The following is a 19,644-nucleotide window of genomic DNA, read 5'->3' as shown; positions in this document are numbered from 1 at the left end:
TGAATCCGGGGAGGAAGGGCGACAGCATCCGCCTGCCGCTGCGTGCCCACAAGCGCGTAGTATCCGTGCAAGCCACAAATATGATTTGGGTCTCGACCATGATTCTCCGCCCGGCTTTGCTGCCTGCGCTGGGGGTGTTCGCCGTTGCCGCACGCCACCAGAACTTCGCCCACGCCGCCCAGGAGCTGCACCTCACCGCCAGTGCGGTCAGCCACCATGTGCGACGGCTGGAAGAGCTGCTCGGGACCGTGCTGTTCCAGCGCCACGCGCGCGGTGTGCGCCTGACCGCCGAAGGCCGCCAGCTGGCCGATGCCGCAGCGGCGGCACTGAGCGATCTCAATGCGGTGGCCGGCAATCTGCATCCGCAGGCGGACATCGTGCCGCTGCGGGTCACCACCATCCGCTCGCTGTCGTACTGCTGGCTGATCCCGCGGTTGCCGCGCTTCGCCCAACAGCATCCGCGCATGCGCATTGAACTGCAGACCAGCACCGAGCTGGTCCGCTTCGACGAGACGGGGCCGGAACTGGGCATCCGTTACGGTCTTGGCCAGTGGCCGGGCATGACCGCCCATCACCTGATGGACGACGAACTCTGCCCGGTCGCCTCACCGGCACTGCCGGGGGTATCGGCCTTGCGCGACCCGGCGCAGATCGCCGCGCTGCCGCTGCTCAGCGACATGTCACCGCAGGGCTGGCGCGACTGGTTCCGGGCGGCGGGTGTGCGCGGACTGGACCTGCCTTCGCTGCACACCTTCAGCGACAGCACCGATGCGATGCGCGCCGCGGTGTACGGCATCGGCGCAGTGCTGGCGCGCAAGCACATCGCCCAGCCCTACCTGCAGCGCTATGAGCTGGTGCGCCTGCCCGGTCCCGCACTCAAGGCGCGCTACGCCTACTACGTGGTCCACGCCGAACACCGGCCGCTCAGCCCGACCGCGCAGGCGTTCATGGACTGGCTCAAGCGCGAAGCACTGGATGAGCGCACCCCGCTGCCGGCCCTGCCCGATGAACTGCTGGGCCTGCCGCCTGCGGACCGCGCGCACGACTGAACCGGACGCCACGATCCAGCACGCATCCTCACCCGATCTTTTCCGCACGCTGGCTAGGCTGGAGTCCCTTTCCCCGAGGACCCGCCCATGGCCCTGTTGCGACTGCGAATCACCGGCACCGAAGACGATGCACGTGCCATCACCGACCTGCTGCAGAGCATCGAGGGGATCGAACACGTCGAGGAAACCGACGACCTGATGCCGCACATGGACGACGACGATTCCAGCTCGGCCGGCCTGTCCGATGACATCGGCCCGGGCACCCACGAACTGGAAGTGGAAGTGGGCAATGCACTCGGCGCCCAGCGCGTGCGTGATGCCGTGCAGGAACTGGCGCTGGAACTGGATGTGTTCGTGGAATACGAGCAGGACGAAGGCTGAGTCAACCGTCGTGCCGCGCTTTCAGGCGCGGCACGATCGCTCCATCAGCGTGCGGCCGTCGCGGCCTTGCGCCGCTTGCGACGGCGCCACAGCGCCAGGCCCACGGCTCCGAGTGCCCAGACCACCACGCCCACCGGCAGCAGCGCGGCGACCGCGCGGATCACGAAGGCGATACTGGTGGTGAAGATCGATCCGAACTCACTGAATGCCTTGCCGATTTCACTGCGGCTGCGCTGCCCGGCCGGCCCTTCGAAGTGCATCGTGACCAGTTGGGTGTCGATCCGCCGGCGTTGCTGTGCCGCGTCCTTGTTGGCCTGCTCCAGGCCGGCCTCGATCTCCGCCATGCGCTGCGAGACCGCCAGCAGATCGGCGACCTTCATGTCGCTGCGCTGCTGATAGGCCTGAAGCTGTGCATGTTCTTTCTGCAGCCGTGTCTGGGTCAGCGCGGTATCGGCCACCTGCTGGGCAAGATCTTCGGCATGGGTGTTGCGCGAAGCCACATCGCCGCCTTCACCGGCCAGCGCGATGATCGGTTCCACGCCCTTGGGGGCGATGCGCACGCGGATCGAGCCGGAACGGCTTTCACCGCCTTCCTCGCCTACCTGCAGCACGGCACAATCCCCGAACCGGTTGCTCTGGCAGGCCTCGGACACGGCCTTCACCCGCTCACTGATGCGCTTTGCATCGAGTTGGATGCGCAGGTCATGCTCATAGGCCAGGAACGCACCTTCCGGTGAGGCCACGGCCCCGGCGGCCGTATCGGCCGCGTAGTCCTCGCCGCTGCGGCCACAGGCCACCAGGCCCAACAACAGCATCCCTGCCAGCCCGGCGCGGGCCCGTCCTTTCCACTCGGTCACAGTGCAGCTCCATCAAAAGCGGTGATCTTCACGCCGCCCAGGTCCACCCCGGGCAGGCATCGTACGTTGACCGCCACCATGCGCTGGCCGCTGCGCGGGTCGTCGCCCTCGCTGAACGGGGCAATGCCGCAGTCGCGACAATAGTGGTGATCCAGGTGGTGCTTGTTGAACTGGTAGGTCGCCACCGCTGCCGGATCGGTGGTCAGGTGCAACGCTGCGCGCGGGCCGAACCACAACAGGCCACCGCGACGGCGGCACAACGAGCAGTTGCAATCAACCACGTCGTCGATCGGCGCATCGGTCTCGATCATGAATGCGATGTTTCCGCAATGACAGCTGCCTTCGTACTGCATGACACGCCTCCTGCTGGAAAGGGGCCCATGGTAATCCAATGGCACGGGGACAAAGGCGGCCATCGGCCCTATGCTCGGGGATTGTCCCCAGTACAGGAACACCGATGCGCCAGCATCTGCTTGCCCTCGCCCTGATCGCCGCCCTTGGTGGCTGCCAGCAGGCCGACTCCCCCACGCCCACCACCGGCACCGAAGCGGCCACCCCGGCCGGTGACGCTGCGGTCGATACGGCTTTCGCCGACCTGTCCAAGCGCGCCCTGGACACCTGGATGCAGCTGTCCCCGATCAGCGCCACCCAGATCGGCGACCACCGCTACGACAGCGAGATCGACGACCTGAGCGCGGCCGGCCAGCAGAAGGTGCTGACCGCATACAAGGCACTGCTGGGCGATCTGGACAAGATCGACGTCAGCAAGCTCTCGCGCGAGAACCAGGTGGACGCGGCGATCCTGCGCAACCAGCTGCAGTCCGAAGTCTGGACCGCGGAAGTGCTGCAGTCGCCCAAGTGGGACCCGCAGATGTACAACGGCATGGCCGGCAGCGCGCTCTACGGCCTGATGGCGCGTGAGTTCGCCCCGCTCCCCGACCGCCTGAAGTCGGCCACCGCGCGCATGGAGAAGCTGCCGCAGATCTTCGCCCAGGCGCGCGAGAACCTGGACCCGGCCCGCGTGCCGAAGATCCACGCCGAAACCGTGGCCAAGCAGAACCGCGGCATCCTGAGCATCGTCGATACCTTCATCACCCCGCACATCGGTGAGCTGCCGGCCGAAGACCAGAAGCGCCTGCAGGCCGCGATCGAGGGCCTGAAGAAGGCTGTCGACGAACAGCAGACCTGGCTGGACAAGACCCTGGTGCCGAACGCCAAGGGGGACTTCCGCATCGGTGCGGAGCTGTACGACCAGAAGCTGAAGTTCGCGCTGAACTCCTCGCTCTCGCGCGCTGAGATCGGCGAGCGCGCGCGTGCCGAACTCAAGCGCGTGCGCCAGGACATGTATGGCATCGCGCAGACCGTGCTCAAGGACAAGCCCGGCGCCCCGGCGCTGCCGGCCAACCCGAGCGACGAGCAGCAGCAGGCCGCGATCGAAGCCGCGCTGGAGCTGGCCTATGCCGACAAGCCGGCACGCGACAAGGTCGTTGAAGACGCCAAGGCCGCGCTGGAGCAGTCCACCGAATTCGTGCGCAAGCATGACCTGATGACCCTGCCCGATTCGCCGGTCGACATCATCCTGATGCCGGAATTCCAGCGTGGCGTCGCCGTGGCCTACTGCGATTCGCCGGGCCCGCTCGACAAGAACCTGAAGACCTTCTATGCGGTCTCGCCGATCCCGGACGACTGGACCGACAAGCAGGTTGATTCGTTCCTGCGCGAATACAACAGCCGCATGATCCACCTGCTGAGCATTCACGAAGGCACCCCGGGCCATTACCTGGAAGGCTGGCACTCGGGCAAGTTCCCGTCCACGCTGCGCGCGGTCCTGCGGTCGGGCCTGTTCGCCGAAGGCTGGGCGGTCTACACCGAGCGGATGATGCAGGAACAGGGTTACCTGGACAACGATCCGCTGTTCCACCTGGTGCAGCTGAAGTTCTACCTGCGCACCATCTCCAACGCGATCCTGGATCAGGGCGTGCACGTGGACAACTGGACGCGTGAGCAGGCGATGCACCTGATGACCCACGACGCCTTCCAGCAGGAAAGCGAAGCGTCGGGCAAGTGGGTGCGTGCGCAGCTGACCTCCGCGCAGCTGCCGACTTACTTCGTCGGCGCGCAGGAACACTTCGATACCCGCAAGGCCGTGCAGGACAAGCAGGGCGCGAAGTTCAACCTGAAGGCGTACCACGACCAGATGCTGTCCTACGGCGCCCCGCCGGTGCGCTTCGCGCGCCAGCTGATGCTGGATCAGCCGATCGAGTAAGGACTGCCTGGTTCCTCGTCAGACAGGCAAACGGCCCGGGGTGACCCGGGCCGTTCTCTTTTCTGCGTGGTGGGCATGACGCGACTTACGCGTCGGCAGCCACGAAGCCGCCGGTCTGCCGCGCCCACAGCCGCGCATACAACCCGCCGGCCGCGATCAGCTCGGCGTGCGTGCCGGTCTCCACGATGCGGCCCTGATCCATCACCACCAGCCGGTCCATGCGCGCGATGGTGGACAGGCGGTGCGCGATCGCGATCACCGTCTTGCCCGCCATCAGCTCGTCGAGGTTGTCCTGGATGGCCGCTTCCACTTCCGAGTCCAGCGCGGAGGTGGCTTCATCCAGTACCAGGATCGGCGCGTCCTTGAGCAGCACCCGCGCGATCGCGATGCGCTGGCGCTGGCCACCGGACAGCTTGACCCCGCGCTCGCCGACGTGCGCGTCGTAACCCCGGCGCCCTTCCCCATCAACCAGCGTATCGATGAAGGCCGAAGCGCGCGCCTTGGCGACCGCCGCGTGCAGCTGCGCCTCGGTCGCATCAGGACGCCCGTACAGCAGGTTGTCGCGGATCGAGCGGTGCAGCAGCGAGGTGTCCTGGGTGACCACGCCGATCTGTCGGCGCAGGCTTTCCTGGGTGACCCCCGCGATGTCCTGCCCGTCAATGCGGATCTGCCCGCTCTCCAGGTCGTACAGGCGCAGCAGCACGTTGACCAGGGTCGACTTACCCGCGCCGGAGGGCCCGACCAGGCCGATCTTCTCGCCAGGCTTCACGTCCAGGTCGAGCCCGGCGATCACGCCACCGGCCTTGCCGTAATGGAAGTGGATGTGATCGAAACGCACCCCGCCCTGCTCAACCTGCAGCGGCGCCGCCTCGGCGCGGTCCTGCACGGTCAACGGCTGGGAGATGGTGGTGATGCCATCCTGCACCGTGCCGATGTCTTCGAAGATGCCGTTGATGGTCCACATGATCCAGCCGGACATGTTGTGGATGCGGATCACCAGGCCGGTGGCCAGGGTGATCGCACCGACGGTGATGTGCCCGCCGCTCCACAGCCACAGCGCCAGCGCGCACGTGCCGACGATCAGGAACCCGTTGACGGTGGCCAGGCTCATTTCCAGCCCGGTGGTGACCCGCGTCTGGCCGCGGTGCTTGGTCGCCAGCTCCTGGATCGCCTCGGCCACGTAGGCCTGCTCGCGCCCGCCGTGGGCGAACAGCTTGAGCGTGGGGATGTTGGTGTAGCCGTCCACGATCCGGCCCATCGCCTTGGAACGCGCTTCCGATGCGATCCAGGCGCGCTCCTTCGCGCGCGGCACGAAGTACCACATGATCACCGCATACGCGGCCATCCACAGCCCCAGCGGGATCATCAGGCGCCAGTCGGCCTGCGCGAACAGATACAGCGCGGTGCCGGTGTAGACCAGGATGTACCACAGCGAATCGACCATCTGCACGGCCGATTCGCGCAGCGACGTACCGGTCTGCATGACCCGGTTGGCCATGCTGCCGGCGAAATCGTTCTGGAAGAAGCTCAGGCTCTGCCGCACCACGTAGTTGTGCATCAGCCAGCGCGAGCGGTTGCTCAGCCCCGGCACGATCGCCTGGTTGACCAGCAGGCTGTGCAGCGAGACCAGCAGCGGCCGCGCGATCAGGGTGATGCCGGCCATCCACAACAGCGTGTCGGCATGGCGGGCAAAGAAATCGCTGCCGGGCTGTTCGGCGACCATGTCCACGATGCGGCCGAGGAAGTCGAACATGGCCACTTCGACCAACGCCAGCAGCAGCCCGGCGACCAGGGTGGCCAGCAGCACCGGCCAGACCGGCCGCAGGTAGTACACATAGAACGCTGCGACCTTGCGGGGCGGCATGCGGCCATCAACCGGTGGGAACACCGGGATCAACGACTCGAACCAGCGGAACATCGCAGCATCCAGAAACAAAGCAGACCACGATTATCCCACCGCAGCCTGCGTTTGTTTTTGCATTTCCGTCACGGCCTGACGGCAATCACTCAATCAGCCTGTGCAGGCGCGATGGGCAGCAGTAGCAGGTCCTGGAAATCAAAACTGAAATCGGTCAGCGAGGACGCCGCCTGCATGCGCACCTCGCGGACCTTGCCGTCCGGATCGAGACTGAAGTTCACGAAGGCATCGGCGTTGAGCGAGCGGTCGTCCCAGCGCACCAGGAAGGTATCGTGCTGCCAATGCTCCAGCGTGCCGATCAACTGCGCGGTCCTGCCGAAGCGCAGGCGCAGCTTGCCGCCCTGCTGCTCAACGAATACATCGCCGTACCATGCGTCGCGGTAGCCCCCTGCGTAGCGCGCCAGCGGCAGCGACGGCTTGGATCTCGCATCACGTGCGGCCTGGTGCCTGGCCCAGCCCTCGTCCGCCTTTTCCTGCGATTTGGCCACGGCGGCCGCATAGGCGGCGACCCAGTCGGTGGCCGGTGCCTGCAGATAGGCATCCAGCGCTTCCATCGTGATGGCGTTGAAGGCCGCGCCCACTTCCTGGTTGGTCAACACCACGATGCCCAGCTTCTGCGCCGGCACCAGGGTCACGCGCGAGACCATGCCCGGCCAGCCGCCGGTATGCCAGACCAGTTTCTGGCCACGGTAATCGCTCAGGCTCCAGCCCTCGCCATAGCCGGCGAAGTTCGGCCGTGCAGCCGCCAGCTGCGGCACGCTCGGCTCGGGCACCACCTGCGGCGTGATCATCTGCCACATCGCCTGCTGGGTCTTGGCGGTGAACAGCGGCTGCCCGTTCTCCAGCGTGCCCTGGGCCAGCTGCACGTTCATCCAGCGCGCCATGTCGTGCACGCTGGAATAGATGCCGCCGGCGCCGGCATTGTTGGACCAGGTCAGCGGCGCGACGGTGCGCAGCTGGCTGAAATCGTACTTGGCGTGACCGACCGCGGCGTTGTCGCCGGGCTGCAGATGATCGGCGTTGTAGCGGGTGCCCTGCATGCCCACCGGGGTGAAGATGTGCTGCTGCAGGAAGTCCGCATAGGTCTGCCCGGACACCTGTTCGATCACCTGCTGGGCGACCGCGTAGAGAATGTTGTCGTAGGCATAGCGATCACGGAAGCCGGCCTTCAACGGCACCTTGCCCAGCCGCTGCACCACTTCTTTGTTGCTGTAGGAGGTGGTCGGCCAGAACAGCAGGTCGCCCGCGCCCAGGCTCAGGCCACTGCGGTGCGACAGCAGGTCGCGGATGCGCATTTCCCCGGTCACGTACGGATCGGACATGCGGAAGCCGGGCAGATGATCGATCACGCGATCGTCCATCTTCAGCTTGCCCTGCTCGGCCAGCAGATTCAGCGAGGTGGCAGTGAATGCCTTGGTGTTGGACGCGATCGCAAACAGCGTATCGGCCTGGACCGGATCCGGCTTGCCCAGCTCGCGCACCCCGTAGCCGCGCTCCATCACCACCTTGCCATCCTTGACCACCGCCACGGCGATGCCGGGGATGTCGAACTCGCTGCGGGCGCGTTCGATGGTGGCGTCCAGCCGCTGCAGTTCGGCCGGCACGGCGGCCGATGCCAAGGGTGCGCATGCGAGCAGCACGGCGCCTCCGATCCAGGATGTATTCAAGCAGTGTCTCCGGTTGCGTGTGGCGGGGGCGTCGAGGATGCCGATGCCCCGGTTTCGCACGATGGTAACGCGGCCCGGATCAGGCTCGCCTGTGCCAGAAGGAGGCCCGCCATGACCGCGCCCGCCGAGACCATCGCCACCGTCATTCCCTGCCTGCGCTACCGCAATGCGCACGCCGCCATTGCCTGGCTGCAGCGCGCGTTCGGCTTCGAGAAACAGGCGGTCTACGCCGATGGCGATACCGTTCACCACGCCCAGCTGGTCTACGGCCACGGCATGATCATGCTCGGCTCGGTCGACAACGGCAGTGAGTGGGGCCGCTACAGCGTTCACCCGGACGAGGTCGGCGGTCGCCAGACCCAGAGCGCCTGCGTGATCGTCGCCGATCCGGATGCGCATCATGCGCGCGCCGTCGCCGCGGGCGCGCAGATCGTCATGGACATCGCCGACCAGCCCTATGGCGGCCGCGGCTATGCCTGCCGTGATCTGGAAGGTTACCTGTGGTGGTTCGGCAGCTACGACCCGTGGGTCGACCACGCGGACGACGCGTGAGCGCTGCGGCCGGCTCCATCCGCACGGGCATCGGCGGCTGGGTCTTCCCGGCATGGCGCGGCGGCACGTTCTATCCGCCCGGCCTGCCGCAGCGCGAAGAGCTGGCCTACGCCAGCCAACACCTGGGCTGCATCGAGATCAACAGCACGTTCTACCGTGCGCAGACGCCGGCCATCTATGCGCAGTGGCGCGAACAGACGCCCGCGGGCTTCCGCTTCTCGGCCAAGGCGCCGCGCACGATTACCCAGACCCACGACCTGACCACCGTCGGCGAACGTGCCGAACGCTTCATCACCGGCATCAGTGCGCTGGAGGACCGGCTGGGTCCGTTGATCTGGCAGTTCGGCGACAGCCACCCCGCCGGTGCGGCCGAATTCGACCGGTTCCTGGGCATGCTGCCGCGCAAGGTCGACGGCCATCGCCTGCAGCATGCATTGGAGGTGCGCAACCCCGCGGCATGGACGCCGGCGCTGCTGACTGCCGCCCGTGCGCACGGTGCCGCGCTGGTGTTCAGTAGTTCGGATGAGTACCCCAGCTTCGCCGACCCCACCACCGACTTCATCTATGCGCGGTTGATGCACTCACGCGCGAACCTGCATGCTGGTTACTCGGCACGGGCGATCCAGCAGTGGTCGCTGCGCGCTGCGCGGTGGGCCCTCGGCGAAGACAACCCGGACCTGCCCCACCTCGCTGCCGAGGCTCCCGCAGGGCCATCGCGCGAGGTCTATCTGCTGTTCATCGGTGCGGCCAAACAGCGCAATCCCGGCGCGGCAATGGCCCTGCGCGACCAACTGCTGCAGCTCGGCGACGGGTAAGTCCTCAGCCGCGCCGGCGCCGGGCGGCCAGCGCACCGTCCAGCCACCACAGCAGCGCACCGCCCACCACGAACACCACGGCTACGCCCAGCACGTTGCGCAGGACCAGCGCCGTGCCCAGCGCGCCCAGATCCAGAAACGGGTACGGGTACTGACCGCTGAGGCGGCCGACCAGCAGTGCCCAACCCAGGTAGACCGTCGGGAACGCCAGCGTAGCGATCAGCCCCCGCCAGTGGAGACCGCCATGCAATCCCATCAGCCAGCCAGCCAGATACGTCACCGGTACAACGTAATGCAGCCCGGTATCGGCCCACCACTGCGCGCCCTGCGGATCCCACAACGGGGCTAGAAGCGTCACGTAGATCAGCCCGGTGATGCCGATGAACAACGCCACCGCCGCGCGCGGTACCGGACCGGCCAGCCCTGTCCGGCGGCCGCAGGCCAGCGCAAGGCAGACCACCGCCACCCCGATGTTGCTGAGGATGGTGAAGTAGCCCAGATAGCGCAGCGTCGCGTCCGCCACCGCCAGGCCCGGCGTGCGCAGCAGCAGGGCGTACTGCAGCAGCAGGGACACTACCGCGACCGCGGCGGTCAGACCGGCCCAGCCGCGCAACGCCGGTGACAGGACGGGGGCAAGCGTATCGATGTGATGGCGTGTCATCAGCGCAGAATGCCACGGCCCTGCAGAGGATCGCGTGGAGGGCATCGCTACGGGCGCGGCTTGCCGCACAATATGCAGATGCCGATGACCGATACCCGCAGGGCCCTGCTGCAAATCCATTTCTGTGTGCTGCTGTGGGGCGTCACTGCCATCCTCGGCAAGCTGATCACCCTGCCCGCCCTGCCGCTGGTGTGGTGGCGCATGCTGCTGGTCGTGGCAATGCTGGCGCTGGTCCCGCGCGTGTGGCGTGGGCTGCGCCAACTGTCGCCGCGTCTGGTCGCCGGCTACTGCGGTGTGGGCGCCCTGGTCGCGCTGCACTGGCTGACCTTCTATGGCGCAGTGAAGCTCGCCAATGCCTCGGTGGCCGCCACCTGCATCGCGCTGGCGCCGGTGTTCACCGCGGTGATCGAACCGTGGGTGGCCAAGCGCCCGTTCCAGTTCCGCGAACTGGCCTTCGGCATTCTGGTCTTGCCGGGCGTGGCACTGGTCGTGGGTGGCGTGCCCGATGGCATGCGCCTGGGCGTGCTGATCGGCGCGCTGTCGGCGCTGCTGGTGGCGATCTTCGGCTCACTCAACAAGCGCCTGGTCAGCCACGCCGACCCACTGACGGTGACCGCGCTGGAGCTGGGTGCAGGCACCCTCACCCTGACCCTGCTGGCACCGGTGCTGCCGTTCCTGCTGCCGGCCCTGGCCAGCGACCTGTGGGTGATCCCGGACCTGCACGATGGCTTGTTGCTGCTGGCCCTGGCGGGGCTGTGCACGCTGCTCCCGTTCGCGCTGGCGCTGGTGGCGCTGCGCCACATCAGCGCCTACACCTCGCAGCTGGTCACCAACCTGGAGCCGGTCTACGCGATCCTGCTGGCGATGGTGCTGCTCAGCGAGCAGCGCGAACTGACCCCGCTGTTCTATGCGGGTGTGGCGATCATCGTTGGCGCGGTGTTCCTGCACCCGCTGCTCAACCGCCGCAGGAAGGTCCAGCATCCGGAACTGATGGCGACCTCCGAAGCGCGCAACATCGCCGATTGAGCGGGCCGACACGGTCCACACAGCTCAGTCGGCGCGGATCACCCGATTGCGGCCGTCGCCCTTGGCCCGGTACAGCGCCGCATCGGCGCGGGCCAGGGTCTGCTCGATCGCATCGCCGTGGCGGTGCGCGGCCACCCCGATGCTGATCGTCAGCGGCAGGCCCAAGGGCAGATCCGTCACCGCCATGCGCAGGAAATCGCACTGCAGTTCGGCCGTGGCCAGCGGCGTGTCCGGCATCAGCACCACGAACTCCTCGCCGCCATAACGCGCGGCCAGACCGTGCCCGGCGAAATGGGCGCGCAGCAGCCGGGCCAGTTCGGACAGCACATGGTCACCGGTGGCGTGCCCGTACAGATCGTTGACGGTCTTGAAGTGATCGATGTCCAGCAACGCCACGGCGGTCGAACGCGGTTGGCCATCGGCATCGCGTACCGCCGCTTCCAGCGCCGCACTCATCGCGCGGCGGTTGGGCAGGCCGGTCAGCGGATCGGTCCGGCTCTGTTCGGCCAGGTCCGCGTTCTGCTGCTCCAGCAGTTCGTTGTATTCGGCCAGCCGCTGTTCGTACCAGGCACGGTCGGTCATGTGCTGCTGGATTTCATGCGCATACCGGCGCAGTTCCATCACCAGCGAGACCTGCCGGGACAGCGCGGTGAGCGCCAGCAGCTGGCTGCTGTCCAGATGACCCGGGGCCGCATCGAAGACGCACAGCGTGCCCAGCGGCAGCCCGTCGACACTGAGCAGCGGCGCGCCGGCGTAGAAGCGCACGTGCGGGTCGTCCACCACCACCGGGTTGTCCGAGAAACGTGGATCGCTGCGCGCGTCCTCGACCACCATGACCTGGTCCGGGGTCAGGATGGCGTGGGCACAGAAGGAGATGTCGCGATGGGTCTCACAGGCGTCCAGCTGCTGGCGCGCCTTGAACCACTGGCGGTCCTGGTCGACCAGGGTCACTGCCCCCATCCGGGTACCGCACAGGGCGGTGGCGATCGTCACCAGGTCGTCGAACGAGCGTTCCTGGGGGGTATCGAGAATCTGGTAGCGCTGCAGCGCCAACAGGCGCTGCGCTTCATTGTCCGGCTTGGAAGGCTTGATCATCGCGGCGGGCATCGACAGTACCCGCGCAGTCTATCCCGAGCGCGGCGTTACCAGTCCAGCTGCTTGGGCAGCAGACCCTTCAGCTCGGCGTCGGTCAGGTTGCGCCATTGACCGGGCTTGAGCGCACCCAGCTTGATGTTGTCGATGCGCACCCGGCGCAGCTGGGTGACGCGGAAACCGAACGCGGCGGCCATCAGCCGGATCTGCCGGTTCAGACCCTGCTGCAGGGTGATCCGGAAGCCGAACTTGGCCAGCTTGCTGGTCCGGCACGGCAGCGTGACTTCGTCGCGGATGCGCACACCGCGCGCCATGCCCCGCAGGAACTCATCGGTGACCGCCTTGTTCACCGCCACCATGTACTCCTTCTGGTGGCCATTCTCGGCACGCAGGATCTGGTTGACGATGTTGCCGTTGCTGGTCAGCAGGATCAGGCCTTCGGAATCCTTGTCCAGGCGCCCGATCGGGAAAATGCGCTGTTCGTGGCCGACGAACTCCACGATGTTGCCCTTGACCGAGCTTTCGGTGGTGCAGGTGATGCCCACCGGCTTGTTCAGCGCGATATAGACGTGTTTGCGGCCGCCGGCCTTCTTCGCCTCGCGGGCGCGCAGCGGCTGGCCATCGACCAGTACCACGTCCTGCTCGCCAACCACCGCGCCGGTACCGGCGGGATGCCCATTGACGGTGACGCGGCGCTCGCCGATCAGGCGGTCGGCTTCGCGCCGGGAACAGAAGCCGGTATCGGCGATGTGCTTGTTGAGTCGGATTGTCATGCGCCCATTATCGGGCAAAAGCCGCGTCCCGCTGCGGATTTCGAACGCGCCGCCGTTTCAGGCCGGCAACGGATCGCCGGCCGTGGTGGTGCGTTCCCCATCATGGATCTGGTTGCGGCCGTTGCGTTTGGCGCAGTACATGGCGTGGTCGGCCCGGCGCAGCAGGCCGGCCAGGTCATCGCTGCCGGGTTTGAGCACGGCCAGGCCGATGCTGGCTGACACCCGCAGCCCATGAATGCCCAGGCCCTGCGCGACGGTGGCGACCTGTTGGCGGACGGTCTCCAGCCGGGCGACCGCCGCGGCGTGGCCGGCCCCCGGCAGCAGCACCAGGAACTCCTCCCCGCCCATCCGGATCACGTTGTCCTGGTTGCGTACGGCCCCCCGCAGGGCACGGGCCACGGCCACCAGCACCTGATCGCCCATCTCATGCCCGAACTGGTCGTTGATGTCCTTGAACAGATCGATGTCCAGAAAGCCGATCGCCAACGGCATCGGCTCACGGCGCGCCTGCTCCAGGTACTCCGCGAGCAGGCGCAGGCCAGCGCGACGATTGGGCAGGCCGGTCAGCACGTCGGTGTCGGCCAGCTGGCGCATCTCATCGCGCTGGCGGCGCAGGCGGCCCAGGCGCAGATTGAGCGCATAGGCGGCCATCATCAGGAACCACGTCGTGGACAACTGCAGCGCTTCGATCCGGTACGCCACCAGCCACTGCGCGTTGAACGCATCGGCCACGATCATGATCCACCACGGTGCCAGCGCCAGCAGTCCCCGCAGCGCATACGCGTCCCGCCGCGACAGTCCCCACAGGCCTGCGCCAAGGCACAGCACGCAGCCAGCCATGAAGAACCACTCGAGTAGCTCGGAGACCACGGCCAGACCGTCCGGCCCCCACAACGGCACGGTCAGCCCCATGGCCATCAGTCCGCACAGCACGGCGTACTGGGCCGGGCGGGAGCGCGGCCAGCGACGATCGCCGCCGTTGAGGCGCCACAGGATCGGCAGCAGCAGCGCTTCGCTGAAGGCACTCAGCGCCACCAGCCACCACGAGGCGTGCTCATGCACGGGCAGCCACGGCTCGGGATAGCCGCTCAAGCCCCCCAGCACCGCCTGCCACAGCACGAACACCACGCACGCGCCGACATACACGAGGAACGAGCGGTCGCGGGTGGTGACCCACCCCATCAATGCCGACAATGCCAGCGCGATCGCCACCGCGATGCAGGCCGCGCGCATCAGCAGCCGTGCCGTATCGTTCTGCTGCACCGGGCTCGGTGCCCCCAACTGGATGGTCGGCACCCAGCGCGGCTTGAGCGGGCGTGTCCAGGAGACCACGATCGGCTCGTGGTTGCCGGCCTCGGGCACCACCACCAGCCCGACACCTGCACGGAACCGGGAATCGCGCGTGCGGGCGTCGTGCATGCTGCCGCAGATTTCGCGGTCGCCATGACTGATGCGGACCTCGCCGGTGAGCACACCGAACACATCCACGGCCTGCGGTTTCCCCGACCAGCCCTGCTGCGGAGACGGAATCGACAGGACCTCCTGGTGGCGGGCCAGGACATCCGGCGCACAGGCACGCTGGGGCGTCACCTCATCGGTGGCCCCGCCGAGCAACAGAAAATCCTGCCCCACCGTCGGCGATGCGGCCTCCGCGCTCCATGGCAACAGCCACAGCAGCAGCATCAGCAGCACCACCCCGCCTGAAAACCCGCCCCCGTTGCTCACACCTGTGCCCCGCCCGCCCATGGTCGTCAGTGGACACCCCGCCCGCTGCCGTCTTCCACGATTATCGCATCATGGCGTGCCACGCCATGCATCCGATGACACACCGGCACGGGCCGCCCGCAGGGCTGGCTGGGTCATGCGCTCCAACGGAATCGGCCGCTCGATCGCATACCCCTGCAGACCTTCCACCCCCATCTGCGCCAGTTGATCGGCCACCACCGCCGATTCCACCCACTCGGCGACCACCATCATGTGCAGTTCGCGCCCGACCTCGGTGATCGCGCGCACCGCGGCGCGGTTGACCGGATCCAGGTTCATGTCGCGCACGAACACGCCATCGATCTTGAGCATGTCCGCCGGCAACTGGCGAAGGTAGCCGAACGAAGACAGCCCCGAACCGAAATCGTCCAGCGCCATCCGGCAGCCGCGGGCCTTCACCGCATCGATGAAGGTGCGCGCCTGGTCGATGTTGCTGACCGCTGCGGTTTCGGTGATCTCAAAGCACAGCTTGCGGGCCAGGCCACGGTTGCGCTCCAGCAGATCGGTGACGAAGGCCAGGAAACTGGGCTCGGCGATCGACTGCGCGGACACGTTGACGTTGCACAGGCCAAGCTGCTGCACGTGCGCAGGGCACACCTGCAGATGCCGGAACAACAGCGACAGCACGTGCCGATCCAGCGCCATGCCCATGCCGTAGCGCTCGACCGCGCCCATGAATTCCCCCGGCCCCTGCAGTACGCCTTCCGGGCTGCGCATGCGCACCAGCACTTCGTAATGCAGGAAGTCCGGATCGCCGACCCGCTCGATGCGCTGGGCGTACAGCAGCATGCGGTTTTCGGCGATCGCGCTGGAGACATTGGCCAACCGCTCCGCTTCGCGCCGACGCTCGTCCAGCGCCATGCGGCTTTCGTTGTAGCAGTGCACGCGGTTGCGACCGGCCTCCTTGGCCGCGTAGCACGCACTGTCGGCCGCACTCATGAGCCAGTTCACATCCGGCGCTTCCGCGGTGACCTCGACCACGCCGATGCTGCAGCTCACCTTGGGTGCGCCTTCGCCATGCTGGAAGCTCACCTGCCCCAACGTGCGGATCACCCGCTGCAGGACCTGCTTGGCCTCGTCCTGGCTGGCGTTGGCCAGGAACAACGCAAACTCGTCACCGCCCAGGCGGCCCACCCAGTCGCCATCGCGCACGGCACCCACCAGGTAGTCGGCGAAGCTGCGCAGCAACTGGTCGCCCGCCGCGTGGCCGAGACCATCATTGACCAGCTTGAAGTAATCCAGGTCGATGTAGCACAGCGCATGGGTACCGCCCTCGGCCCGCACCGTCACCAGCGCCTGCTCGAGCAGCCGCTCGATTTCACGGCGGTTGATCAGACCGGTCAGCGGATCGTGGCTGGCGTGGTGTTCCACCTCCCGCGCCAGCGCATGGTTCTGCGAGACATCCTCGACCAGCGCGAACACCGTTGGCGCCCGTGCCCGGGTGCGCACCACGGTGCCGCTCCAGCGGCCCCACATCAGGCTGCCATCGGCACGCAGGAAGCGCAGCTCACCAGGGCGCAGCTGCCGCGGCCAGTCAATCCGGCCATGCTCGTCCAGTACCAGCTCGCCTTCCACCAGAACATCGACCAGCGACAGGCTCAGCAAGGCCTCACGCCGGTGATCGAGGATGTCGGCCATCGCCTGGTTGGCCTCGACGATCCCGCCTTCCTCGTCCAGTTTGAGCATGCCCACCGTGGCCTGGTAGAACGCCGCCCGGAATCGGCTTTCCTGTTCGGTCAGGTCGTTGCGCACGCGCCGCGCGAGCAGCACGGCCACCAGCGTGATCGCCAACACGGACAGTCCGCCGACGATGAAGGTCGCTATCCGCACGGCCGCCGCGGTATCCAGCAGCGCGCCCGAAAAGGCCCGCGCCTGGTTCTGCATGCCGGTGTCCAGCGCCTGCACCTGCGCCAGCAATCCCTCCTTCACCGCCGGCGTCAGGCTGCCTGCAGCGTGCCCGGCCTGAACGCGGCCGGCAATCGCGACCAGTTCCATCAGATCATCGTCAGTGTCACGCCACAGCGTCACCGCATCGCGGAAATACGGCTGCTCGCGCAGGTAGCGATACGACAGGATCAGCCGGTTGATGTCGCCTGGGGCGTTGCCGCCAGCGATGAAGCCGCGTCGTGCCGCGGCGATGTCCGGGCTGGCCTGCTCGAGTGCGCGTCGGGCGCCAAGATCGCCGAGCGGCACTGTCAGTCCCTGCCGGGCCGCGGCCAGATCGCGCGGCTCGCCGGAGGCGATGTAACGCGACAGTGCATGCGTCGCCTGCTGCTGCCCGCGTGACCAGTGGCTCTGGCCCATGATCCAGGCGGTCGAGGCGGCCTGCAGCTCCTGGATCAGCGCGGAAACGCCGACCAGGCCGATGGCCATGCCAGTCAACAGGACAAACCGCAGGGTAAGCCCCCGCGTGGAATACGGTACCGCCGTGCTGCCTACATCCCTGCCACTTCCAAGCATCGCCGATCCCCCCTGGGGCTGCGCATGTGGAAACACATTCCATGTGGACCCGGTCCAAACCACAGGCTAGGTCGCGCCATGTTGAGGCGGCGCGAAACCGACCCTTGCCCAAGAATGCCCGGCCGGAAACGACAACGCCAGCCCGGAGGCTGGCGTTGAGGCAATCACCCGGGGGTGATCAGAAGTTGCGCGGGCCGCGCGGCTTGAAGCCGTCGCGACGCGGCGGGCGGTCGTTGCCGCCCGGGCCGCTGCGCGGGCCACCCGGACCACGCGGCTTGCCCTGGCCGAACTTCGGCTTGAACGGCGGACGCGCCGACGGGGTCAGGTCTTCACCCGGCTCGACCTTGCGCATCTGAAGCTGCTGGCCCGAAACCCACACCTTCTTCAGGTGGGTCAGCAGGTCCTGCGGCATTTCGGCCGGCAGGTCCAGCACCGAGAAGTCGTCATGGATGTCGATGCGGCCGATGAAACGGCTTTCCAGGCCGGCTTCGTTGGCGATCGCGCCGACGATGTTGCCCGGCTTCACGCCGTGGACATGGCCCACTTCGATGCGGAAGGTTTCCATGCCCGGCTCGGCGGCACCGCGCGGGGCGATGTCACGGCGCGGCGCGCGCTCGGCGCCGCCTTCGCTGTTGCCGAAGTCGCCTTCCGGACGCGGCGGACGCGGGCCACGGTCGTCTTCACGGCGCGGACCACGCTCGAAGCGCGGCTCGAAACGGGCCGGGCGCTCGCCACGGTCGTTGCTGCGCTCGTTGCGCTGATGCGGGGCACGCTCTTCACGGGCACCACGGACCGGCGGGGTCAGCAGGAACGGCGAATCGCCCTGCAGCAGCTTGGCCAGCGCGGCGGCGATCTCGATCGCCGGCACGTTCTTCTCGCCTTCCAGGCGCTGCAGCAGGTCGCGGTAGAACTCGGTGCCACCGGCATCGAGCACATCGCTGATGCGGCTCATGAACTTGGTGATGCGGGTGTCGTTGACCGCGTCCACGCTCGGCAGCTGCATCTCTTCGATGGGCTGGCGGGTGGCGCGCTCGATGGCACGCAGCATGCCCTTTTCACGCGGGGTGGCGAACAGGATCGCGTCACCGGTGCGGCCGGCACGGCCGGTACGGCCGATGCGGTGCACATAGCTTTCGGTGTCGTACGGGATGTCGTAGTTCAGCACGTGGCTGATGCGCTCCACGTCCAGACCACGGGCGGCCACGTCGGTGGCGACCAGGATGTCCAGCTTGCCTTCCTTCAGCATGCCGATGGTGCGCTCGCGCTGGGCCTGCTGCATGTCGCCGTTGATGGCGGCGGCGGCCAGGCCGCGCGCCTGCAGCTTTTCGGCCAGCTCTTCAGTGGCTGCCTTGGTACGCGAGAAGATGATCATCGCGTCGAACGGTTCCACTTCCAGGATGCGGGTCAGCGCGTCCAGCTTGTGCATGCCGCTCACCCACCAGTAACGCTGGCGGATGTTGGCCGAGGTCGTCGTCTTGCTGACGATGGTGACTTCGGCCGGGTTCTTCAGGTAGGTCTGCGCGATGCGGCGGATCTGCGACGGCATGGTGGCCGAGAACAGGGCGACCTGGCGGGTCTCCGGCAGCTTCTTCAGCACGGCTTCGACATCGTCGATGAAGCCCATGCGCAGCATTTCATCGGCTTCGTCGAGCACCAGGGTCTTCAGCTCGGACAGATCCAGCGTGCCGCGCTCGAGGTGATCGATCACGCGGCCCGGGGTGCCGACGATGACGTGCACGCCACGGCGCAGGGCCGACAGCTGCTGGCCGTAGGGCTGGCCGCCGTACACCGGCAGCACGCGGAAGCCGGGAATGCCGGAGGAATACGTCTGGAACGCCTCGGCGACCTGGATGGCCAGTTCGCGGGTCGGCGCCAGCACCAGCACCTGCGGCTTGGTCTGGTTGAAATCGAGGTTGGACAGCACCGGCAGCGCGAAGGCGGCGGTCTTGCCGGTACCGGTCTGGGCCTGGCCCAGCACGTCACGGCCTTCCAGCATGGCCGGAATGGTGGCTGCCTGGATCGGCGACGGGGTTTCGTAACCGACAGTGGCGACGGCCTGCATCACAGCGTCGGACAGGCCGAGATCTGCGAACAGCAGCGGCGCGGGGGATTCTTGGGACATGGGAAACTCCGAAACACCGCCGTTTTGGATGGCAGTGAGATAAAAAAGGGGGATGGTCCGCGCTTTGGGCGCCCTTTCTTATCGCGTGCCCTGGCGCTGCTCGGTCGGAGGAGAATTCACTCACTCAGGTGGCGATGATACCGCATCGTTCCTGAACAACGTATACAGATTCCAGGATGGATGCCGTTGCGCCGCCGGCTGGCGCACAATACGCGCCCTTTCCCGGCCCGGCCCCACGTCC

At 67.2% G+C, this 19,644-nt stretch carries 16 protein-coding genes; 6 read left to right on the top strand and 10 right to left on the bottom strand.

The window, feature by feature from the left end; all coding sequences use genetic code 11:
• Nucleotides 1-98: 98 nt before the first annotated feature.
• A complete protein-coding gene (locus EDF74_RS03095; protein ID WP_123729697.1) occupies nt 99-1,049 on the top strand; it encodes a LysR substrate-binding domain-containing protein in 951 nt (316 codons plus the stop codon).
• Nucleotides 1,050-1,136: 87 nt separating this feature from the next.
• Nucleotides 1,137-1,430, top strand: coding sequence for a hypothetical protein (locus EDF74_RS03090; protein WP_019184421.1), 294 nt, complete (start codon nt 1,137-1,139; stop codon nt 1,428-1,430).
• Nucleotides 1,431-1,474: 44 nt separating this feature from the next.
• On the opposite strand, the gene EDF74_RS03085 is transcribed toward EDF74_RS03090, so the two are convergent.
• Nucleotides 1,475-2,245, bottom strand: coding sequence for a DUF4349 domain-containing protein (locus tag EDF74_RS03085; RefSeq protein ID WP_123728744.1), 771 nt, complete (start codon nt 2,243-2,245; stop codon nt 1,475-1,477).
• Nucleotides 2,246-2,283: 38 nt separating this feature from the next.
• On the bottom strand, nt 2,284-2,640 hold the full coding sequence (locus EDF74_RS03080; protein ID WP_123728743.1) for a GFA family protein: 357 nt from the start codon (nt 2,638-2,640) through the stop codon (nt 2,284-2,286).
• Between the two features lie 104 nt (nt 2,641-2,744).
• Between EDF74_RS03080 and EDF74_RS03075 the strand changes: the two genes are divergently transcribed.
• Nucleotides 2,745-4,553: a DUF885 domain-containing protein gene (locus EDF74_RS03075; protein WP_123728742.1), complete on the top strand. Its 1,809-nt coding sequence runs from the start codon at nt 2,745-2,747 to the stop codon at nt 4,551-4,553.
• Nucleotides 4,554-4,638: 85 nt separating this feature from the next.
• On the opposite strand, the gene smrA is transcribed toward EDF74_RS03075, so the two are convergent.
• Both smrA and EDF74_RS03065 read right to left on the bottom strand, forming a co-directional pair.
• Nucleotides 4,639-6,471, bottom strand: coding sequence for a multidrug efflux ABC transporter SmrA (gene smrA / locus EDF74_RS03070; RefSeq protein WP_123728741.1), 1,833 nt, complete (start codon nt 6,469-6,471; stop codon nt 4,639-4,641).
• Between the two features lie 89 nt (nt 6,472-6,560).
• On the bottom strand, nt 6,561-8,138 hold the full coding sequence (locus EDF74_RS03065; protein ID WP_123728740.1) for a serine hydrolase: 1,578 nt from the start codon (nt 8,136-8,138) through the stop codon (nt 6,561-6,563).
• A 111-nt stretch (nt 8,139-8,249) separates the two neighbouring features.
• Between EDF74_RS03065 and EDF74_RS03060 the strand changes: the two genes are divergently transcribed.
• Nucleotides 8,250-8,690 (top strand): VOC family protein, encoded by a 441-nt coding sequence (locus tag EDF74_RS03060; RefSeq protein WP_123728739.1) that lies wholly within the window; start codon nt 8,250-8,252, stop codon nt 8,688-8,690.
• Nucleotides 8,687-9,505: a DUF72 domain-containing protein gene (locus EDF74_RS03055; protein ID WP_123728738.1), complete on the top strand. Its 819-nt coding sequence runs from the start codon at nt 8,687-8,689 to the stop codon at nt 9,503-9,505. Before EDF74_RS03060 ends, EDF74_RS03055 begins: the two co-directional genes overlap by 4 nt.
• 4 nt (nt 9,506-9,509) lie before the next feature.
• Here EDF74_RS03055 and EDF74_RS03050 read toward each other — a convergent pair whose 3' ends face one another.
• Nucleotides 9,510-10,166 carry a Pr6Pr family membrane protein gene (locus EDF74_RS03050; RefSeq protein WP_123728737.1) on the bottom strand — a complete coding sequence of 219 codons (657 nt, stop codon included), beginning with the start codon at nt 10,164-10,166 and terminating at the stop codon, nt 9,510-9,512.
• Between the two features lie 78 nt (nt 10,167-10,244).
• Between EDF74_RS03050 and EDF74_RS03045 the strand changes: the two genes are divergently transcribed.
• Entirely contained in the window at nt 10,245-11,192 is a 948-nt protein-coding gene (locus EDF74_RS03045; RefSeq protein WP_123729696.1) for a DMT family transporter, read from the top strand.
• 24 nt (nt 11,193-11,216) lie between these two features.
• On the opposite strand, the gene EDF74_RS03040 is transcribed toward EDF74_RS03045, so the two are convergent.
• The 5 genes from EDF74_RS03040 to EDF74_RS03020 form a co-directional block, all read right to left on the bottom strand.
• Nucleotides 11,217-12,287 carry a sensor domain-containing diguanylate cyclase gene (locus EDF74_RS03040; RefSeq protein WP_123728736.1) on the bottom strand — a complete coding sequence of 357 codons (1,071 nt, stop codon included), beginning with the start codon at nt 12,285-12,287 and terminating at the stop codon, nt 11,217-11,219.
• 47 nt (nt 12,288-12,334) lie between these two features.
• Entirely contained in the window at nt 12,335-13,057 is a 723-nt protein-coding gene (locus EDF74_RS03035; protein ID WP_123728735.1) for a pseudouridine synthase, read from the bottom strand.
• A gap of 57 nt (nt 13,058-13,114) precedes the next feature.
• Nucleotides 13,115-14,740 (bottom strand): sensor domain-containing diguanylate cyclase, encoded by a 1,626-nt coding sequence (locus tag EDF74_RS03030; RefSeq protein WP_260232220.1) that lies wholly within the window; start codon nt 14,738-14,740, stop codon nt 13,115-13,117.
• Nucleotides 14,741-14,851: 111 nt separating this feature from the next.
• Nucleotides 14,852-17,281, bottom strand: a complete 2,430-nt coding sequence (locus EDF74_RS03025; RefSeq protein ID WP_123728733.1) for a putative bifunctional diguanylate cyclase/phosphodiesterase — start codon at nt 17,279-17,281, stop codon at nt 14,852-14,854.
• Between the two features lie 178 nt (nt 17,282-17,459).
• Nucleotides 17,460-19,403, bottom strand: coding sequence for a DEAD/DEAH box helicase (locus EDF74_RS03020; RefSeq protein WP_123728732.1), 1,944 nt, complete (start codon nt 19,401-19,403; stop codon nt 17,460-17,462).
• Nucleotides 19,404-19,644: the final 241 nt, after the last annotated feature.

The organism is Stenotrophomonas rhizophila (genome assembly GCF_003751305.1).
GTDB lineage: Bacteria > Pseudomonadota > Gammaproteobacteria > Xanthomonadales > Xanthomonadaceae > Stenotrophomonas > Stenotrophomonas rhizophila_B.
This window is presented reverse-complemented; position numbering and strand designations above follow the sequence as displayed.